General features: G+C 76.2%; 14 protein-coding genes. 10 read left to right on the top strand and 4 right to left on the bottom strand.

Features of this window, described 5'->3' with window-relative positions; translation table 11 throughout:
- Positions 1-75: 75 nt before the first annotated feature.
- On the top strand, positions 76-1,296 hold the full coding sequence (locus ACFWJ4_RS20035) for a histidine kinase (protein ID WP_380545649.1): 1,221 nt from the start codon (positions 76-78) through the stop codon (positions 1,294-1,296).
- A complete protein-coding gene (locus tag ACFWJ4_RS20030) occupies positions 1,293-1,985 on the top strand; it encodes a response regulator (protein ID WP_380358134.1) in 693 nt (230 codons plus the stop codon). Before ACFWJ4_RS20035 ends, ACFWJ4_RS20030 begins: the two co-directional genes overlap by 4 nt.
- 73 nt (positions 1,986-2,058) lie before the next feature.
- Here ACFWJ4_RS20030 and ACFWJ4_RS20025 read toward each other — a convergent pair whose 3' ends face one another.
- Positions 2,059-3,489 carry an amidase gene (locus ACFWJ4_RS20025; protein WP_380545647.1) on the bottom strand — a complete coding sequence of 477 codons (1,431 nt, stop codon included), beginning with the start codon at positions 3,487-3,489 and terminating at the stop codon, positions 2,059-2,061.
- Between the two features lie 162 nt (positions 3,490-3,651).
- On the opposite strand from ACFWJ4_RS20025, the gene ACFWJ4_RS20020 reads away from it, so the two are divergent.
- From ACFWJ4_RS20020 to ACFWJ4_RS19990, 7 genes are all read left to right on the top strand, one after another.
- On the top strand, positions 3,652-4,281 hold the full coding sequence (locus ACFWJ4_RS20020) for a TetR/AcrR family transcriptional regulator (protein ID WP_359913593.1): 630 nt from the start codon (positions 3,652-3,654) through the stop codon (positions 4,279-4,281).
- Positions 4,282-4,354: 73 nt separating this feature from the next.
- The gene (locus ACFWJ4_RS20015; protein ID WP_380545645.1) at positions 4,355-4,858 is read left to right on the top strand and encodes a hypothetical protein; all 504 of its coding nucleotides are present in this window, start codon (positions 4,355-4,357) and stop codon (positions 4,856-4,858) included.
- Positions 4,859-5,008: 150 nt separating this feature from the next.
- Positions 5,009-6,256: a 3-phosphoshikimate 1-carboxyvinyltransferase gene (gene aroA, locus ACFWJ4_RS20010; RefSeq protein WP_380545643.1), complete on the top strand. Its 1,248-nt coding sequence runs from the start codon at positions 5,009-5,011 to the stop codon at positions 6,254-6,256.
- 91 nt (positions 6,257-6,347) lie between these two features.
- Positions 6,348-7,370: an RNA ligase family protein gene (locus ACFWJ4_RS20005; protein WP_380545641.1), complete on the top strand. Its 1,023-nt coding sequence runs from the start codon at positions 6,348-6,350 to the stop codon at positions 7,368-7,370.
- A gap of 184 nt (positions 7,371-7,554) precedes the next feature.
- Positions 7,555-8,607: an alpha/beta hydrolase gene (locus ACFWJ4_RS20000; protein ID WP_380545639.1), complete on the top strand. Its 1,053-nt coding sequence runs from the start codon at positions 7,555-7,557 to the stop codon at positions 8,605-8,607.
- 284 nt (positions 8,608-8,891) lie between these two features.
- Positions 8,892-9,803 carry a diiron oxygenase gene (locus ACFWJ4_RS19995; RefSeq protein ID WP_380545638.1) on the top strand — a complete coding sequence of 304 codons (912 nt, stop codon included), beginning with the start codon at positions 8,892-8,894 and terminating at the stop codon, positions 9,801-9,803.
- 58 nt (positions 9,804-9,861) lie between these two features.
- Complete coding sequence (locus tag ACFWJ4_RS19990) at positions 9,862-11,562, top strand: FAD-dependent oxidoreductase (RefSeq protein ID WP_380545636.1); 1,701 nt, start codon at positions 9,862-9,864, stop codon at positions 11,560-11,562.
- Between the two features lie 723 nt (positions 11,563-12,285).
- Here ACFWJ4_RS19990 and ACFWJ4_RS19985 read toward each other — a convergent pair.
- On the bottom strand, positions 12,286-13,338 hold the full coding sequence (locus tag ACFWJ4_RS19985) for an alpha/beta hydrolase (RefSeq protein WP_380545634.1): 1,053 nt from the start codon (positions 13,336-13,338) through the stop codon (positions 12,286-12,288).
- Between the two features lie 112 nt (positions 13,339-13,450).
- Here ACFWJ4_RS19985 and ACFWJ4_RS19980 point away from each other — a divergent pair, with 112 nt between their 5' ends.
- Entirely contained in the window at positions 13,451-14,050 is a 600-nt protein-coding gene (locus tag ACFWJ4_RS19980; RefSeq protein WP_380545632.1) for a TetR/AcrR family transcriptional regulator, read from the top strand.
- Positions 14,051-14,142: 92 nt separating this feature from the next.
- Here the strand turns inward: ACFWJ4_RS19980 and ACFWJ4_RS19975 are convergent, their stop codons facing one another.
- Together ACFWJ4_RS19975 and ACFWJ4_RS19970 are read right to left on the bottom strand one after the other, a co-directional pair.
- Positions 14,143-14,556, bottom strand: a complete 414-nt coding sequence (locus ACFWJ4_RS19975) for a PPOX class F420-dependent oxidoreductase (protein ID WP_380545630.1) — start codon at positions 14,554-14,556, stop codon at positions 14,143-14,145.
- 34 nt (positions 14,557-14,590) lie between these two features.
- Positions 14,591-19,275, bottom strand: a 4,685-nt coding sequence (locus ACFWJ4_RS19970) for a DNA repair ATPase (RefSeq protein ID WP_380545628.1), incomplete at its 5' end; no start/stop codon positions are given.

The raw sequence follows: 19,275 nt of genomic DNA, 5'->3' as shown, positions 1-19,275 counted from the left end.
GCCGGGGGAGGCCGCCGGAGCTCCTCCCTCGATCGGGGGAGGGCGGGGGCGAGGGGGCCGGTGATACTGGCGAACATGATCAAGGGAATGCGGTTGCTGCTGCGCAGGTCGACGTACACGGGGGTGCTGTTCGCGGTACTCGGAGCGCTGGCCGGGCTGCCGGTGGCGATGGTGGCGCTCGGGATGACGCTCGGGGTGTCCGGCCGGCCGGACACGGTCTGGCTGGCGCTGCCGCTGTGGGTGGTGCTGCTCGCGGTGGCCGGGCTGCCCCGAGCGGTGCGCCGGGTGCTGGCGGCTGGCGCGCGGCGACTGCTGGGCGTCGCGGTGCCCGCCCCGGTGAAGGGGGCCGCGGCGGAGCGCTGGCGGACGCCGGCGTTCGTGGTGGCGCACGTGGCGCTCGGGTGGACGGTGCTGATCGGCGGCAGCACGTTCCTCGTGATGGGGATGACGCTGCCGGGACGATGGGTGGAGGGCTCGGCCCGGGTCAGCCTCTTCGGCTGGGGCGCGGACGTGACCGGCGTCTGGTCGTGGGTCATCGGGGCGCTCAGCCTGGTCCTCGCGGCGGTGCTGCTCGCCGGGGCGTCGGGGGCGCTGCGCTGGCTGGCACCGCGACTGCTCGGGCCCTCGCCCGCCGAGCGGCTCGCCATGGCCGCCGAGCGGGAGCGGCTGCTGGCCGAACGCAACCGGCTGGCCCACGAGTTGCACGACTCCATCGGGCACACCCTGACCGCCGCCACCATCCAGGCGGCCGTCGCGGGCGAGGTGCTCGCCGACGACCCGGCGGCGGCGCGGGCCGCCATGCGCAGCATCGAGGAATCGACCCGGGCCGCGCTGGAGGACCTCGACTACGTGCTCGGCGCACTGCGCGAGGAGCAGACCGGCACCGCCCCGACCCGCACCCTCGCCGACCTGCCCGAGCTGATCGACCGGCTGCGGCACGCGGGCGCCGTCGTGGCGCCGCGGACCACGGGGGACCTCGCGCAGGTGCAGGGCACCCTCTCCCGGGCCGCCTACCGGATCGTCCAGGAAGGGCTGACCAACGCGCTGCGGCACGGCAACGGCGGGCCGATCGAGCTGCGGGTGACGGCGGGACCGGAGGAACTGGAGCTGACCGTGGTCAACGGGACGGCGGGCGCCGCCGGGGGACCGGGCGCGAGCGGCTTCCCGACCTCCGGGCACGGCCTGCCCGGGCTGGCCGAGCGGGTGCGGCTGCTGCACGGCGAGTTCGAGGCCGGCCCGGACGGCGACGGGCAGTGGCGGCTGGCGGTCCGGCTGCCGATGCGGTGGTCGGCGTGAGCGGCGCCGGCCCCGACGCGGGCGCGCCGTCCGACGTCACCGTCCTGATCGCCGACGACGACCCCCTCACCCGCAGCGGCCTGGGCACCCTGCTCGGCGCCCAGCCCGGCATCACGGTGGTCGGGAAGGCCGCCGACGGCGTCGAGGCGGTCGAGCAGGCCCGGCTGCTGCGGCCCGACGTGGTGCTGATGGACGTGCGGATGCCGCGCCGCAACGGCATCGACGCCACCCGCGAACTGCTCCGGGAGCACGCCGACCCGCCCAAGGTCGTGGTGATCACCACCTTCGAGAACGACGCCTACGTCACCGCCGCGCTGAGCGCCGGCGCCAGCGGCTTCGTGCTGAAGCGGCGGCCCGTCCCGCAGATCGCCGAGGCGGTGCGGGTGGCGGCGGCGGGGGAGGCGGTGCTGTTCCCCGCCGCGCTGAGCCGGATGGTCGCGGCCCGGCCGCTGGACTCGGCCGAGGCGCTGCCCCGGGCGGCGCTGACCGGGCGGGAGGAGGGCGTGCTGCGGCTGATGGCGACCGGACTGTCCAACCCGGAGATCGCGCAGGCGCTCGCCGTCAGCCAGGAGACCGTCAAGACGCACGTGGGGAACGTGCTGGGCAAGCTCGGCGCGCAGAACCGGACCCACGCGGTGGTGATCGCGTACGAGAGCGGGTTGGTGGTGCCGGGGCTGCCGGGGGCGTAGCCGGCGGGGCGGGCGGGTCGGGCGGCCCCGGAACCGCGACGGCCCAGAGGGCCGCCGACGGCCCAGAGGGCCGCTACCGCACGGGGTCGATCGGCGTGAGGGTGCCGAGGCGGTCCTCGACGGCCTGGGCGGCGGCCAGGCACAGGTCCTCCCGGAAGGCGCGGCCGACGAGCTGGACGCCGGTGGGCAGGCCGTCCGCGGCGAGGCCGGTGGGGACGGCGACGGCCGGCACGCCGACGAAGCTGGTCACCGAGCACAGCCGCATGGCCGAGTCGACCCGGTCGCGGCCCGCCTGGTCCCGGGACTCCAGTCCGGGCTCGACCGGCGGCTCGGTGAACACCGGGCCCAGCAGCAGCGGGTACTCGTGCAGGAACTCCGTCCACGAGCGGCGGATGCTCATCCAGACGCTCATCAGCCGGATCAGGCCGGGGGCGTCCACGGGCCGGGCGCCGCGCATCATCAGCTCGATGTAGCGGTCGCCGCCCTCGCCGAGCAGCTGCCGCACGACGGGCCAGCTCGGCGCGAACTCGGTGACGGCGAGGCGGTGGTAGGCGTCGAGCGCCTCCTCCATCCGCGGGACGTCGGGGACCTCCCGGACGTCGTACCCGGCGTCGCGCAGCGCGTCGGCGGCGGTCTCGACGGCGCGGCGGACGGTGGGGTGCACCCCATGGCCGCCGTGGCTGCCGTGACCGCCGGGATCGGCGACGACGGCGACCTTGATCGGGGCGGCGAGCGGTTCCCCGTACAGCGGGACGGGCACGGCGCGCGGGTCGCGCGGGTCGGTGCCCGCCAGCGTCTCGTAGGCGAGCCGCAGGTCGGCGACCGTACGGGCCAACGGGCCGTCGGCGACCAGGACCTGGGAGGCCGGGCCGGGGTCGTCCGGGCCGATCAGGCGCTGGTCGGCGGGGAACCGGCCGGTGGTCGGATTGAGGGCGGCGACCCCGCAGAAGGAGGCGGGGACGCGGACCGAGCCGCCGGAGTCGTTGCCGAGCCCGAGCGGGGCCATGCCGGCGGCGACCGCCACGCCGTCCCCGCCGCTGCTGCCACCGGGGGTGCGGCCCGCGTCCCACGGGTTGCGGGTGTCGCCGTACAGCTCGCTGCGGGTGTGCATCCCGGCGAGGATCAGGGTCGGCAGGTTGCTGTGGCCGATCGGGATCGCCCCGGCCGCGCGCAGCCGGGCCACCGGGACGGCGTCGGCGGCGGCGACGTGGTCGCGGAAGCGCGGGCTGCCGAAGGTGGTCGGCACGCCGGCGATCGGGGTGCACTCCTTCACGGTGAACGGCACGCCCGCGAGCGGACCCAGTTCCTCGCCCGCGGCCCGGCGGCGGTCGGTCTCCCGGGCGGCCGCGCGGGCCCGGTCGGCGAGCAGCTGGGTGACGGCGTTCAGGTACGGGTTGACCTCGGCGATCCGGTCCAGGTGCTCGTCCGCCACGTCCAGTGCCGACACCTCGCCCGTGCGCACGGCGGCGGCGAGTTCGGTGGCGGGCTTGCTCCACAGGGGCATGGGAGTTCTCCTCGGCTCTCCTCGACCTGGTTCCGATGCGATCGCATCGGAACGGAATCACCATAGTCCGGAAACCGATACGCTTGCATCGAATAAAACGGTGACCAACGGTGCTCGGCGGTGACCAACGAGGACCGAAGGAAACGCGGAGGGAGACCGGGGATGCCCAAGCAGGTGGACCACGAGGGCCGGCGCCGGCGGATCGCCGAGGCCGTCTGCCTGCTGGTGGACGAGCACGGGCTGGAGGGCGTCACCCTGCGGGACGTCGCCACCCGGGCGGAGGTCTCGATGGGAGCCGTCCAGCGCTGCTTCCGCACCAAGGAGGAGATGCTGCTGTTCGCGCTCGCGCACGTCGGCGAGCGGGTCACCGAGCGGGTGCGGAGCCGGCTCGCGGCCGGCCCCGCGCAGTCGGCGGCCGGCGAACTCGGGCTGGTGGCGGGCGAGGTGGCGCTGCTGCGCGAGGAACACCGGGCCGAGGCCAGGATCTGGCTCGCCTTCGTCGCCGGGGCCGCCGTCAACCCGGCGCTGGCGGCGACCCTGCGCAGCAGCTACGCGGCGCTGGAGGAACTGATGGTGCGGCTGGTCACGGAAGCCGTCGGCGGGGCGGCCGTCGGCGGATCGGTGATCGGCGGGGCGGCCGCGGGCGGGGCCGTCGTCGCGCGGACCGAGGCCCGCGCGCTGCTCGCCCTCGCCGACGGGCTCACCACGCACGTCCTGGTCGGGCACCGGACGGTGGGGGAGGCGGAGGAGGTCCTGCACGCGCACCTGGCCGGGCTCTGGGCGCGCTGCTGACCGGAGGCCGGGCCGTTCGCCGAACCGATGAGATGATCACCACGCCAAGCGGTCGGCAATACGGAGGACAGGAATGGCGGGCAGGACGGCGGGCGTCACGGAGCAGCGCCGGTTCACCGACCCCGGGGTCAAGCTGTACGACTTCGCCGACGAGGTGCTCGTCCGCTGCCCGAAGTGCGGCGGCTGCGCCCTCGTCCTCGCGCGGCCGGGCGACGCGTGCGAGCACCGGTGGATCGGCGGCCGGGAGCAGACCCGCCTGCGGCTGAGGTGCGGCTGCGGGCACGCCGTGGACGCCTTCCCGGACCACCTGGCGTTCGGCGGCCCCGTCGACCCGTACTTCCGACTGCCGCTCTGGCTGGACGCGGACTGCTGCGGCCGGCGGCTGTGGGCGTACAACCCCGCCCACCTCGACCTGCTGGAGTCCTACGTCGGGGCCGTCCTGCGCGAACGCACCGCGGTCCCCGGCTCGCTGAGCCTGGTCGCCCGGCTGCCCGCCTGGGTGAAGTCGGCCAAGCACCGGGACGAGGTCCTGCGGACGATCCGCCGGCTGCGCGCCACCCTGCCGCCCGCCCGCTGATCCGTCGCCCGCCGGTCCTTCGCCCGCTGTTGTCGCCCCCGTCACCGTCCAGTCCGTGGAAGGCCGACGAACGCGGCGGCCGGGTGGGGCAGGATCGGGCCCGACGTCACCGGAGACGCCTGTCGGACACTCGTGTTGGGAGAGCCTGCCGTGACCGCTGTGGAGATCCCGGGATCCAAGTCCATCACCGCCCGGGCCCTGTTCCTGGCTGCCGCCGCCGAGGGCGTGACCACTCTGCGCCGCCCGCTGTCCTCGGACGACACCGAGGGCTTCGTGCAGGGCCTGGAAAGCCTCGGGTACCGGATCGAACGGACGGCCGACACCTGGCGGGTGGAGGGCCGCCCGTCCGGGCCCGCCGTGCCGGACGCCGAGGTGTACTGCCGGGACGGCGCCACCACCGCGCGCTTCCTGCCCACCCTCGCCGCCGCCGGCCGCGGCACCTACCGCTTCGACGCCTCCGCCCAGATGCGCCGCCGCCCGGTCGCCCCGCTCACCCGGGCGCTGCGCGAGCTGGGCGTGGACCTGCGGCACGAGGAGGCCGAGGGGCACCACCCGCTGACGGTCGTCGCCGACGGCGTCCGCGGCGGTGAACTCACCCTGGACGCCGGGCAGTCCTCGCAGTACCTGACCGCGCTGCTGCTGCTCGGCCCGCTCACCCGGGACGGCCTGCGGATCACCGTCACCCGGCTGGTCTCCGCCCCGTACATCGGCATCACCCTGGCGATGATGCGCGACTTCGGGGTCGAGGTGAAGCGGGAACGGACCCCCGCCGGCGAGGTGTTCGAGGTGCCCGCCGGCGGCTACCGGGCCGCCGACCACCCGATCGAACCGGACGCCTCCACCGCCAGCTACTTCTTCGCCGCCGCCGCCCTGGCCGGCCGCGAGGTCACCGTCCCGGGCCTCGGCCGGGACGCGCTCCAGGGCGACCTGCGGTTCGTGGACGTGCTGCGGCGGATGGGCGCCCGGGTGGACATCGGCGGCGACCGCACGACCGTGGCCGGCGACGGTCCGCTCGGCGGGATCACCGTCAACATGCGGGACATCTCCGACACCATGCCCACACTCGCGGCCATCGCCCCGTTCGCCACCGGCCCGGTGCGGATCGAGGACGTCCACAACACCCGGGTCAAGGAGTGCGACCGGCTGGAGGCCTGCGCCGACAACCTGCGCGCGATGGGCATCACCGTGGCCACCGGGGACGACTGGATCGAGATCCGGCCCGGCACCCCGCGCCCGGCCGAGATCACCACCCACTCCGACCACCGGATCGTGATGTCCTTCGCCGTCACCTCGCTGCGCACGCCCGGCATCACCTTCGACGACCCGGGCTGCGTGCGGAAGACCTTCCCGGGGTTCCACGAGGCCTTCGCGGAGCTGCGGGCGGCCTGGGGGATCTGACCCCCGCCGGCCGCGCGGCGCCCCGACGCCGCCGGTTGCCCGCCGGAATCCCGGTTGCCGGGCGGCGGGCCCGGCGGCGAGGATGCCGTTCGTGTCCGAGACGGTTTTCGAGACGGAGTCAGACGGGCCCGAGCTGCGGCCCTACCCCAAGATCCCCGCGCGCGGCCGCTCCGGCGGGCCCGGCAGCCGGGAGTGGACCGCGGCCGAGAAGGTGCACGGGGCACACTTCGCGGTGGTCTGCGAGGGCGGCTCGGTGCGGGCCGCGAAACGGCGTGAACTGCTGGACGACGAGGGCCTGGACGCCTTCTTCGGCGTCAGCCGGATCTGGCCCGAACTGTCCGTCGCGGCGGCCCGGTTCGCCGCCGCGGTGCGCGGGACCCGGGACGGTGCCGCGGTGACGATCTACGGGGAACTGGCCGGCGGCCGCTACCCGCACCCCGGGGTGCCCGCCGCCCCCGGGGTCGACCCGGTCCAGACCGGCGTCTGGTACGCCCCCGGCCTGCGCTGGCTGCCGTTCGACGCCACCGTCGAGACGCCCGAGGGCCGTCGGTGGATCGCCGACCGCACCCTGCGCACGGCCGCGCGGGCCGCCGGGCTCACCTGCGTGCCCCTGCTCGGGCACGGCCCCCTGACCGCGCTGCACGACCTGCCGGTGCGCTACCCCACCCGGGTGCCCGCGCTGTTCGGCCTGCCCGAACTGCCGGACAACCTCGCCGAGGGGTACGTCCTCAAACCCGCCGGCGAGTGGCACGAGTCCGGCCCGGCCCGTCCGCTGGTGAAGGTCAAGCAGCAGGCCTTCGCCGAGGACGACCGCTACGACGGCGCCCGCCCGTACCTCCCCCCGCCCCGGGGCGCGGCCGGCGTCCCGGCCTGGCTCCTCGTCCAGGCCTCCGCCCTGCTCACCCCCGCCCGGGCCGCGGCCGCCGTCAGCAAACTGGGGCCCCGTACGGCCGCGGACGCCGTGGCCGAGGAGATCGCGGCGGACGTGGCGGAGGAACTCGCCGAGGCCGTGGGCGGGTTGGAGGCGGACGTGCTGGCCGCACTGCGCCGGGCGCTCGAACCGGGCGCGCGCACGCTGGCGTCCTTCGACGCGCAGGACCGGCGCGGCGCCTGAGCGGGCGGGCCTGACGGCGCGCGGCGGGGTCGAGGGCGCGCGGCGGGGTCGAGGGCGGGTTCAGACGGTGTCCAGGAGGCTTCCACGTCCGGTGGGAGGGGCCCATCATGGGCTCCCGGTTCCGGCAGAACCGCCCCTACACCGCCCCGACACCGTTCCGGGCCGCCCTCAGGAGGCAGAAGAGATGACGATCCCACCGCCCGTCCGGATCCAGGCCGCCGTCGTCCGCGCCGCGTACGCCCTGCCGGAGGGCCTGCGGCGGGCCATCGCGGGCAAGCCGGTGGTCCGCGACGGGCAGACGCTCGCGCTGGACGCGCAGCTGATGCTCAAGCTCCAACGGCTTTCCAAGGCGGCCCTGGTGATGCCGGGCGGGGTCGGGTCGTCGCGGGCCGCGATGGAGCACGCGCGGCACCTGGTGGGCGGGCCGCAGGACCGTGCGGTGGCCGCGCGGAGCGTTGGCATCCCGCGGGAGCACGGCGAACTGGCCGCCACGCTGTACACCCCGGACGGGCTGGCGACGGGCTCCGGCCTGCTGGTCTTCCTGCACGGCGGGGGCTGGGTGGTCGGCAGCCGGGCCAGCCACGACCACGTCGCCCGCTTCCTCGCCCGGCGGGCGCGGGTGCGGGTGCTGTCGGTGGAGTACCGGCTGGCGCCCGAGCACGTGTTCCCGGCGGCGGTCGAGGACGCGCTGGCCGCCCTCGACCACGCCCACGCCGAGGCGGCCGACCTGGGCGCGGACCCGGAGCGGATCGCGGTCGGCGGGGACAGCGCGGGTGGCAACCTGGCGGCCGTCGTCGCCCAGCAGGCCGTCCGGCGGGGCGGGCCCGCCCCGGTGTTCCAGCTGCTGCTCTACCCGGCGACCGACGCCTCGGCCCGGCGCCCCTCGCGCGGGCTGTTCGCCGACGGGTTCTTCCTGACCGACGCGGACATGGACTGGTTCGCCGACCGCTACGCGCCCGCGCCCGCCGACCGCACCGACCCGCGGCTGTCGCCGCTGCTCGCCGAGGACCTGACCGGCCTGCCGCCCGCGTACGTCGGCACCGCGGGCTTCGACCCGCTGCGCGACGAGGGCGAGGCGTACGCGCGGGCGCTGCAGGAGGCCGGGGTCGCGGTGCGGCTGAGCCGGCAGCCGGACCTCATCCACGGGTACGCCAACTACCTCGGCATCGGGGGCCGCTTCCGGGAGGCGACGGCCGAGGCGGCGGAGGCGCTGCGGCAGGCGATCGGCGAGGCGTAGCGCGTACGACGCAGCGGCGCGGCCGGCGCAGCGGAGGGTACGGCGAAGGGCGGGACCCGGTGGGCGGGTTCCGCCCTTCGGCGCGCGGTGGGACGCACCCGGGGCGGACCCGGGACGGACAGGAACGGGCCCGGGACGGACACGGACGGGCAGGGGGCGCGAACCATACGCCCGCGCGCGGGTCGTTGCCGCACAGGGGGTTCTCGGCGACCGGCTCTTATTGTACTGTCCGTCTAATAAGCGGGTGAGCGGGAGCCCGCGGTGACAGGCACCTGGAGGCAGCCATGGCGCTCACCCGGCAGACGGGGCACGGCCACACCGAGGCCGACGACGACGTCTCGAAGCGGCTGCTGGAGTCGGCCGCCACCCTCTCCTACGACCCCTCGACCGAGATCGACTGGGACGCCCCCCTCCCGGAGGACCACTACGGCCTCAACCCGGAGTGGAGCACCCTCTACGGCACCCGGCTGTGGGGCGAGATGACCGAGCGGCAGCGAGTCGTGCTCACCCGGCACGAGGTCTGCTCGATCATGAACACCGGCATCTGGTTCGAGATGATCCTCCAGCAGATGGTGCTGCGCGACCAGTACCTCAGGAACCCCGCCGACGCCGCGTTCCAGTTCGCGCTCACCGAGATCGCCGACGAGTGCCGCCACTCGATCATGTTCGCCCGGGCCTGCGCCAAGATGGGCGTCCCCGCCTACCGCCCGCACAAGCTGATCGCCCAGGCCGGCCGCGCCTTCAAGGCGCTCGCCAAGGGCGAACTCGCCTACGGCGGCATCCTGGTGGCCGAAGAGGTGCTCGACGTCATGCAGCGCGACTGGATGCGCGGCGAGAACGTCCTGGAGATCGTCCGCGGCACCTCCCGGATCCACGTGGTCGAGGAGTCCCGGCACATGAAGTTCGCCCGGCAGGAGATCCGCGAGCGGATGCGCCACGCGAGCCCCGCCCGCCGGCGCGCCTCCGCCACCGGCATCGCCGTGGGCGCGTACGTCATCGTCACCAGCATGGTGCACCCGGGCGTCTACAAGGCCGCCGGGCTCGACGTGCAGCGGGCGCTCGCCGAGGTGCGGGCCAGCGAGCACCGCAAGGCGATGATGCGCACCAGCTCCCGGCACCTGATGGCCTTCCTCGCCGAGACCGGACTGCTCACCAGCCGCTCGGCGGCCGTCTACCGCCGGGTGCACATGCTCTGACGGACCGTCGCCACCAAGCCGCCCCATCCCCCACGCGCAGCGAGGACCCCACCCGGCCATGGCCTACGCGATCACCCAGACCTGCTGCAACGACGCCTCGTGCGTGTCCGTCTGCCCGGTCAACTGCATCCACCCGACCCCGGACGAGCCGGAGTTCGGCACCACCGACATGCTGTACATCGACCCGCGGGCCTGCATCGACTGCGGCGCCTGCGCGGACGCCTGCCCGGTGGACGCGGTGTACCCGGTCGACCGGCTGCGCGGGCCCGACACCGTGTTCGGCGACCTCAACCGCGACTGGTTCCGCGACCACCCCAGCGACCACGCCTGGGGCGCGCCCAGCTTCCCGCGCAGCCTGCCGGACGAGCTCGGCGCGCTGCGGATCGCGGTCGTCGGCACCGGCCCCTCCGCCGGGTACACCGCGCAGGAACTGCTGCGCGGCACCAGCGCCGAGATCACCATGATCGACCGGCTGCCGGTCACCGGCGGCCTGCTGCGGCACGGCGTCGCGCCCGACCACCAGTCCACCAAGCGGATCGCGGAGAGCTTCGCGAGCGTCTTCCGCGACCCCCGGCTGCGGATGCACCTCAACGTGGAGATCGGCACGGACCTCACCCACCAGGAGCTCGCCGCGCACCACCACGCGGTGGTGTACGCGGTCGGCGCGGCCGCCGACCGACGGCTCGGCGTCCCCGGCGAGGACCTGCCGGGCAGCCTGCCCGCGACCGCCTTCGTCCGCTGGTACAACGCCGAACCGACCGTGCCCGCCGACGCGGTGGAGCTGTCGGCCCAGCGCGTGGTGGTGATCGGCAACGGCAACGTCGCGGTGGACATCGCCCGCATCCTGCTCACCGACCCCGACCGGCTCGCCGCCACCGACATCGCCGACCACGCCCTGGCCGCGCTGCGCCGCAGCCGGGTCCGGGAGGTCGTGCTGCTCGCCCGGCGCGGGCCCGGACAGGCGGCGTGGACCAGGGCGGAGTTCCTGGCCCTGCGGCAGCTGCCGGGCGTCGAGGTGGTGGTCGAGGACCACCCGGAGGTGCGGGCGGCGATCGAGGCGGCGGGGGCGGAAGCGGGATCGGGGTCCGGCGCGGGGTCGGGCACTGGGTCGGACACGGCGGCGGGAGCGGGGTTGCTGGCCGGGCTGCCGCTGGTGCCGTTCGACGGGTCCGCGGAGCCAGGGCCGGGGCGGCGGATCGTGCTGCGGTTCCTGTCGGCGCCGGTCGAACTCTCCGGGGACGGCCGGGTCGAGGCCCTGACCGTCGAGCGGACCACCCCGACGGCGGACGGCCGGGTCGAGGGCACGGGGGCGACGGACGTGCTCCGGGCCGGGCTGGTGGTGCGCTCGATCGGACACCGGGGCGTACCGCTGCCCGGGCTGCCGTTCGACGAGCGGGCCGGGACGGTCGCGCACCGGAACGGGCGGGTCGTCGACCCGGCGACCGGCCGGCCGCTGCCGGGGACGTACGTGGTGGGCTGGGCCAAGCGCGGGCCGTCCGGCGGGATCGGCGCCAACCGGGCCTGCGCGCGGGAGACCGTGGACGCGCTGCTGGACGACGCGGCCGCCCGGGCGCTGCTCGTCCCGGAGGCGGGCCGCAAGGACTTCGAGCGGCTGGTGCGCCACCGGCGGCCGGACGCGGTGGGGCTGCGGGAGCTGCGGGCGGTGGAGCGTGCGGAACGCGAGCGCGGCGAGGCCGAGGGGCGGCCCCGGGTGAAACTCGCCAGCGTGCCCGAGCTGCTGGCGGCGGGGCGGCGGTAGCGGGAAGGACCCGGGGCCCGGGCGGGAAACCCGGGAGCCTCGCCGGGAAGAACTCACGGGCCGTGCCGGGACAATGGGGAGGGCACGACGTGCGCAGGAAGTCGGGTGGGCCGACTTCCTGCGCACCCGGCGTTGCTCCGCAGGGGGTTGACCTGCGGAGCACCGGGTTGACCCGACCGTGTCCCGGTGCGGGCGGGGCGCGTTGGGTGGGTGTGAGTGGATTCGGGTGGCTGCCGGTGCCGGAACGGCAGCCGAGTGAGGAAACGATCCTGCGCGGCATTCCGGACAGGCCGCCGGAACAGCCGTCGCCACCCGCGACGACGGAGCCGCAGGTGCCGACGGAATGGCCGGTGGCGGAGCCGCGGGTGCCGGAACGGCCGGTGCCGGAACCCGGCCCGGAAGCGCCCATCTACGCCGAGCTGGCCCGGCGCTGGCAGGCCGAGGGGCGGGCCGTCCCCGGGCTGCCCGATCCCGTCTGGGAGTCGCTGGCCGCACCGGCGGCCCGGGACCGGCCGGCGGGGCCCGGCCCGGGCCGGAGCCCCGAGCGGAGTCCCGAGCGGAGTCCCGAGCGGAGCCCTGCGCGGGGCCCGGGGTGGAACCCGGGGTGTAACCCGGCCGCGGGCCCGGAGCGGAGTCCGGGGCCGGGCCCGGGGCACTGATCCACCCGGCCGGATCGCCGACACGCGCGGATACCCCGACGGGGGGAACCGTGCGGTCGTCGGACTATCCCAGGAGAGCGGTCCTCAGCCAGGGGACGATCAGCGCCATCGCCTCGTCGAACCTCGAAATGGCGCAGTGCCCGGTGTCCGGGATCAGTTCGACCCGGGTGTCGCGGCGGCCGGCGAACACCAGGGTGTCGTGCCGTGGGACGTGGACGTCGTCGGCGCCGTTGACCACCAGCATCGGCGCCTGGTCGTCCCGGTCCAGCAGCGGGCGCAGACCGAAGGAGCCGAAGGCCCGGCCCAGGGCCGCCCGGTCCGGTGCCGCGTCGAAGCCCAGGGCGTTGCCCACGATGCCGTCCATGCCGAAGTCGAAGCCGCGGTCCGGGTCGAAGGAGTGCTCGACCGGGCCGCCGAGCACCACCGCCGCGTCCACGGCGCCGGTCAGCCCGGTGCGCGCGGAGTAGTAGCCGCCCATCGAGATGCCGAAGTGGCCGACCCGGCCGTCGCCGAGCGTACGGGCGAAGGCGATCAGGCCCTCGATCACCTCGGTGCCTCCGTCCGGGGTCATCGGCAGGTGGGAGGTCTCGCCGGTGCCCGCGAGGTCGAACAGCAGCAGCCGGACCGGCAGGGCGAGCGCGAGCTGTTCCCACATGCCGTGCAGGTCGGTCTTCCAGGAGTCCACCCCGCCGCTGGCCAGCACCACCGGGGCGTCGGCGGGCAGGCCGGGCGCCGCCATCAGGTGGACCGGGACCGCGGCCTCGCCGCCGCGGTGGGGGACGGTGAGCGTGCGGCGCTCGACGTCGACCGGGAAGCCGGGCGAGGCGAGCAGGTACTGCTCGACCTGGCGGGCCAGCGCGGTGCGCTTCGGCGCGTCGGCGAGCGAGGGGAACTTGGCCCAGCCGTAAGCCTGAGCGGCCTGGCGGTGGCGCCCGGCGCCGGCGTGCCGGGCGGCGAGGGCGGACCACTCGTACACCCAGCCGCCGGGCCGGTCGGCCCACATGTCGGTGACGGCCGCGCGGACCGCGTCCACCTCGGCGGCGGGCAGGCCGAGGGTCATCTGCGGGTAGCGCTCGACGAACAGGTCCTGCGGGTCCAGGGGCCAGGTGAAGGACATGGCGATGCCTCCTGCGCTCTTAAAGCCGGAACTCTTGCATTAGCGACTATGCGCCGGAGGGTCGCTTAATGCAAGTGCTCCTGCGTTAAGCTGGTGGCGAGGTGATCGACACATGACCGAGGAAGAGCCCGACCCGATCCGCCGCCGTCCGGGCGGCCGGGCCGCCCGGGTGCGCCGGGACGTCCTGGCGGCCGCCATGGAGGCGCTGGCCGAAGGGGGCGTCGCCCGGCTCACCATCGCCGACGTCGCGGCCCGGGCCGGCGTCAACGAGACCACCGTGTACCGGCGGTGGGGCAGCCGGGAGAAGCTGGTGCTGGACGCCATGCTGACCGCCAGCGACGAGGGCATCCCGGTCCCCGACACCGGGGCCGTCCGCACCGACCTGACCGCCTTCGCCCGCGCGCTCGCCGCGTACCTGGCCACCCCGCTCGGCCGGGCCGTGGCCCGCGCGGCCGCCCTCGGCTCCGAGGACCCGGCCCTCGCCGAGGCCTGGCAGGTCTTCTGGGACTCCCGCCTCGCCCAGGCCGGCGCCGTCGTCCGGCGCGCCGTCGACCGCGGCGAACTCCCGGCCGGCACGGACGCCGACCTCGCCCTGGAACTGCTCAGCGCACCCCTCCAGGCCCGCGCCCTGCTCGGCCACCGCGAGATCGGCCCCGAGCTCCCGGAGCGCCTCGCGGACCTGATCCTGGACGGCCTGCGGGCCCGGGAGTAGCGCACAGAGGACGGCGGCCGGCGCACACGGCGCGACGGCGCCCCCGGCCGGGGAGGCAGGGGGCGCCGCGGAGGGTGCGGGGGCCGGCCGGGTCAGCCGACGTCCCGGGCGGTGGAGCCGGGCGACTCCAGGTTCCAGGTGATGATCCGCCGGGGGTGCACCCGGATGACGTCCCGGCTGAACAGGTCGGGCGCCACCGGCGGGACGTCCACGGCGAGCACCTCCGCCCGGCCGCGGATCTCCACGCCGCGCCCCCAGCCGCCCGCGACCGGATCGTCGGCGGGCGCCAGGTCGTCGATCAGGACGGAGACCTCGGGGCGGTCCCGGGCGTTGCGGTACTTGCGGCTGCGGGCGTTGTCCGGCCCGCCGATGTCGATGGTGCCGTCGTCGTTGAGCCGGAAGCCCACCGGCCGGACCTGCGGGGAGCCGTCCGGGCCGAGGGTGGCCAGACGGGCCAGCGGTTGGCCGGTGAGATAGCTGCGCTCGCGTTCGGTGAAGTAGCCCATGCGGCCGAGGCTAGGACCTCAAGCGCCCTTCAGGTCAAGGACGTTCGGCGGCGCGCCCGCGCTCCTGCCAGGACCGCTTCAGCTCCGCCCAGCGGGCCGCCTGCTCGGGTGTCAGGGTGCCGCGGAGCTCGGCGAGCTTGAGGAGCTGGGCCTCGGCCTCGGCGCCCAGGGGCTGGGCCTCGGCCCGGTAGTGGTCGGTGAGCAGGGCGTCCAGTTCGGGGCGGGTGAGGGCGGGGTCGAGGCGCTGGGCGAGCTTGGCCATGTTGCGGTAGGAGCCCTGGAGCAGGAAGGGGGGCTCGGTGCGGGTCCGGTCGTCCTGGGCAGCGGAGGCCAGGTAGGCGCGGTTGACGGCCAGGACGGTGGAGCGCAGGTGGAGCAGACCGGCCAGGACGGCGGTCATCCGCTCGACCTCGGCGGCGGGCCAGGCTCCGGCCAGGGTGCCGCCGGGCACGCCGCCGGCGCGGGCGAGCAGGGTGTCGAGGTCGGCGCGCTCGGCGGTGGCCAGCGGGGCCAGGTGGGGGCCGGCCGGCAGGGCGTTCTCGACGAAGCTGAGCGCGAAGAGGTCCTCGCGCCCGGCGACGGCGTCGCCGAGGTTCCACACGTCGGCCCGGTTGGCGAGCATGTCGGGCAGCCGGAAGAGGCGGCCGGACTCGGTGTACGGGTTGGCGGCCATGACCACGGCGAACCGCTTGCCGCGCAGGTCCCACTCGCGGGCCTCGCCGTCCCACACGCCGTCGATCCGGCGCTGGGCGTCGCACAGCGGGATGAAGCGCTGGAGGAACTCGGGCGAGGTGTGCTGGACGTCGTCCAGGTAGAGCAGCACGTTGTCGCCCGCGTGCAGGGCGAAGTTGAGCTTCTCGACCTCGCGCCGGGAGGTGGCGTCGGGGGCCTCGGCCGGGTCCAGCGAGGTGACCCGGTGGCCGAGCGCGGGGCCGCTGACGGAGACCAGCAGCAGCCCGAGCCGCTCGGCGAGGTACTCGACCAGGGTGGTCTTGCCGTAGCCGGGCGGGGAGACCAGCAGCAGCAGGCCGCTGCGGTCGACCGGCCCGCCAGCGGCGGCTGTGCCGAGCTGCTTGGCGAGGTTGTCGCCGACCAGTGGCAGGTACACCTGGTCGATCAGCCGGTTGCGGACGAAGCCGTTGAGCGGGGCGGGCCGGTACTGGTCGAGCCGCAGCCGGGCGTGCTCGGCGGCCAGCAGTTCGCCCCGCAGTCGCTGGTAGGCCCGGTGGCCGGGCACCTCGACCTGCTCGAACTCCCGTACCTTGGCCAGCAGTTCGTCCACTCGGAGGTCGAGCGCCCCGCCCGCGAGCCGCGGGTGGTCGCCGAGCAGCCCGGTGATCCGGGCACCCACGGCGCCCTCGGCGGGCCGGCGCGGCAGCGACGGGCAGAGCAGGACGGCGGCGGCCTCGGCGAGGTCGGCCGGGTCGGCGTCGGATGCTCCCGACTCCAGCCAGGCGGCGGCCAGTTGGCGCCGTACCGGCAGCAGCCCGGGTTCCTCGGGCAGCGCGGCCAGCGCCTCGGTGAGGCCGGCCGACTCGGGTGCCGCGCGGAACTTGTCGACCAGCGCGGCGGCGCCCGGGGAGTGGGCGAAGCTGGGTGCGGCGGCGGCCAGTTCGGCCACCAGGTAGGCGCCGGAGGGCTCCGCCCCCGGAACGAACTCCGAAACGGCCGCGGAGAGTTCGGCCTCCAGTGCGGCCAGCGCCGACAGCGCGGCCGATGCCGGTGCGCCGCCGAAGGCGTCCCGGGCGAGGCCCAGCGAGCGGGCCCGGGTGTGCCAGAGCAGCCGCTGCCGCTCGTCGGCGCCGTGCGCCCAGTACAGCTGGGCGGCCGCCCGGGCGCCCGCCGGGTGGCGCAACAGCCCGGCCCCGGCGCCGAGCCGGAGCAGGGCGCGGAGCAGCAGCGCGGCGTCGTGGTCGTGCACGCCGCGCTGGTAGCCCTCGTCCGGGCGCTGCTCGGCGGCCCGCCGGACGTACTCCAGCAGCTCGTCGTCGGTGCGCGGCGCCCCCGCCTCGGCGGCCGGCAGCAGGCTCGCCGCGAGGTACTCGGCGCGGTACAGCTGCGGGGTCTCCGAGGGCAGCGGGCGGTCCCAGTACCGCTCGGTGGCGGCGAAGGCCGGGTCGGTGACGGGGGAGCGGTAGTCGGTGCCGGTGAGCGTGAAGGCGGGGCGTCCGCGCCAGGGCACCAGGGCGAGTTCGGGCCGCCGGGTGGTGACGGCGAACAGGTGACGGCCCAGCCGCAGGGTGCCGGGGCCGTCCCCGGCGAGTTCGGCGCGGTCGCGCAGGGCCCGCTGGGCGCGGCCGCGCGCCGCGCGCAGCCGTCCGGTCAGCTCCTCGGCCCGGACCCGGTCGCCGAGCGCGGTCAACTGCCCCGCCAGGTCGCGGAGTTTGACGGCGGTCGGGTCGGCGGCGAAGGCCGCCTCGATCTCCTCGGCGGTGTCCAGCGCGGCCAGCCGGCGGTGCAGGGTGTCGAGGATGCGCCCGGCGGAGGCGACCAGCCGGTCGGCGCGCCGGGCCCGCTCCTCCAGCAGATGCTGGCGGCGGGCGGTGAGCGCGTCGTGGATCTCGGTGCGCCGGGCGGTGAGCTGCTCGCCGAGGGCCGGGTCGGCGTCGGCGAAGCGGGTCTCCAACTGCTCGATCCGCAGCAGCAGCCGGCCGAGCTGCTCGTCGCAGGCCTCGGGGGTGTCGGCGGCGGCGAGCGCGGCGGTGGTGGCCTGGCCGAGCAGGGCGGTCTCGGCGGCGAACTCGGCGGCGGCCTCGCGGGTGCGCAGCTCCCGGCGGCGCACGGTCAGCGCGGACCGGGCCCGGTTGAGCAGCCCGAGCACGTCGGCGAGCCGGTCGAGGATGGCGGTGCGGGTGGTGGCGTCGGCCAGATCGAGGGTGCCGACCAGCTCCGAGACGGTCTGCAGGGCCTCGCTCTGGGCGGCCAGTTCGAGACCCAGCGGTTCGGCCTCGGCGGCGGTGGCGATCGCGGCGCACCGCTCCGCCAGCTCGCCCGCCCGCTGCCGGTGCGGCTCGAAGGCGGTCGGCTCGGCGAGCTGGACGACGGCGCGGTCGGCCGCCCGGGCCAGACCCTCGGCGAGGTGCGCGGCGAGCGCGTCGATCCGCGGGGCGTCGGCGCGCGGCAGGTCGCGCAGCGCCTCGACGCGGCCCTGGGCGCGGCGCAGCCCGGCCAGCCGGTCGACCCACTCGGCGGCGTCGGCCAGGGTCTCGCCGCGGGCGGTGCGCAGCAGGCCCTCGACGTGCTCGGCGGTCTCGTCGGCCCGCCGGGCGGCGTGCGCGGTGAGCTGGGCGACGGCCTCGTACTCGGCGACGACCTGCCGGGCGGTGTCGCGGATCTCGGCGAGCGGCGCGGCGAGGTCGCCGAGGCCGCTCTGGCCGAGCCAGTGGTGCCGGTCGGCGGTGCGGGTGCAGGCGGCGAGGACGGCCCGGTGGCCGGCCGGGGTGTCGGCGCCGGCCGCGGCCAGCCGGGCCAGGGCCAGGCAGTCGGCCAGGCCGCGGACCAGGTCGGCGTTGCCGATCCGGGCCAGCGGCCCGCTGCCGGGCGGCTGTTCGGCGGCGAAGCGCTCGCTGGTGAACGGGGTCTGCCAGATCTGGACGGGGTGCAACCGGGTCGGCCCGTCCTCGGCCGGGCGCAGCGCGATCAGGGTGCCGTCGGCGAGCAGCGAGTAGCCCTGGCAGGGCAGCGGGACGGCGGCCTCCTGGCGCACGCTGTTGTACGGCTGGAGCAGGGCGCGGCCGTCGGCGGGGGAGCGGAACTCGTACAGCACGTCCTCGCCGTTGGGCGACAGGACGGTGCGCTCGTACACCAGGCCGTCGACCGGCTGGTCGAAGACGCGCACGGTGCCGTCCACCAGGTGGCAGCCGCCGGGGAAGGCCACGCCCTGGTCGGCGGGCAGCCGCAGACAGGCCTGGCCGAGCGCGTCGATCCGGGTGACGGCGCCGGTGGGCAGGTGGACCACCAGGTGCCGGTCGGTCTCCTCCTGGTACGGGCGCACCCGCACCAGCAGCAGGGTGCCGAGCCGGGCGTGGGCGATCCGGGCGTCGGCGAGGGTCTGCAGGGCCTCGGCCAGCGGTTCGCGGTGCAGCTCCCGGCCGTCCGGGGCGGCGATGGTCAGCCGGCCGCCGTCGACGCCGATCAGCAGCTCTCCGGCCAGGTCCGCGCGGGGCGGGCGGCCGGGCCCGGCGGGCAGCTGGTCGTCCCGGGTGACGGCGGTCCAGGGCAGCTGCTGCCCGTCGGCGGGGACGTGGTCGCGCTCGCCGCGCCCGTCCAGGTAGGACGGCTGCGCGTCGTCGGCGGGGCCGCCGTCGAGGCGCCAGCGCAGCACCCGGACGTCGGCGGCGGCGGGGCCGGTACGGAAGACGGCGAGCAGCCGGCCGTCCACCGCGCGCAGCCGCTCCAGCCGGGCGTCGCGGAAGTAGCGCCGCAGATCGGCGAGGTCCTGGCGCAGCCGCGGGTCGTCCAGCAGGGTGCCCTCGGCGGGCGCGGGGGAGAGGTCGGGGTGGTGCAGGCCGAAGACGTCGTCGAAGTCCCCGGCGCCGTCCGCGGCCTCGACCGGTCGGGTGCCGAGCAGCAGCAGCCCGCCGACGGCGGTGAGGTCCTGCGGCAGGCAGGACCGGGCGGTGGTGAGCCGCCCGGTGCCGGCCAGCCGCAGCTCCCCGCCGCCGAACTCGTCGACCCGGCGGGCGGTCAACGCCGGGGCCCGGTCGGCGAGTTCGGCGG

Source organism: Kitasatospora sp. NPDC127067, assembly GCF_042724755.1.
In the GTDB taxonomy this organism is placed as follows: Bacteria; Actinomycetota; Actinomycetes; order Streptomycetales; family Streptomycetaceae; genus Kitasatospora; species Kitasatospora lactacystinica.
This window is presented reverse-complemented; position numbering and strand designations above follow the sequence as displayed.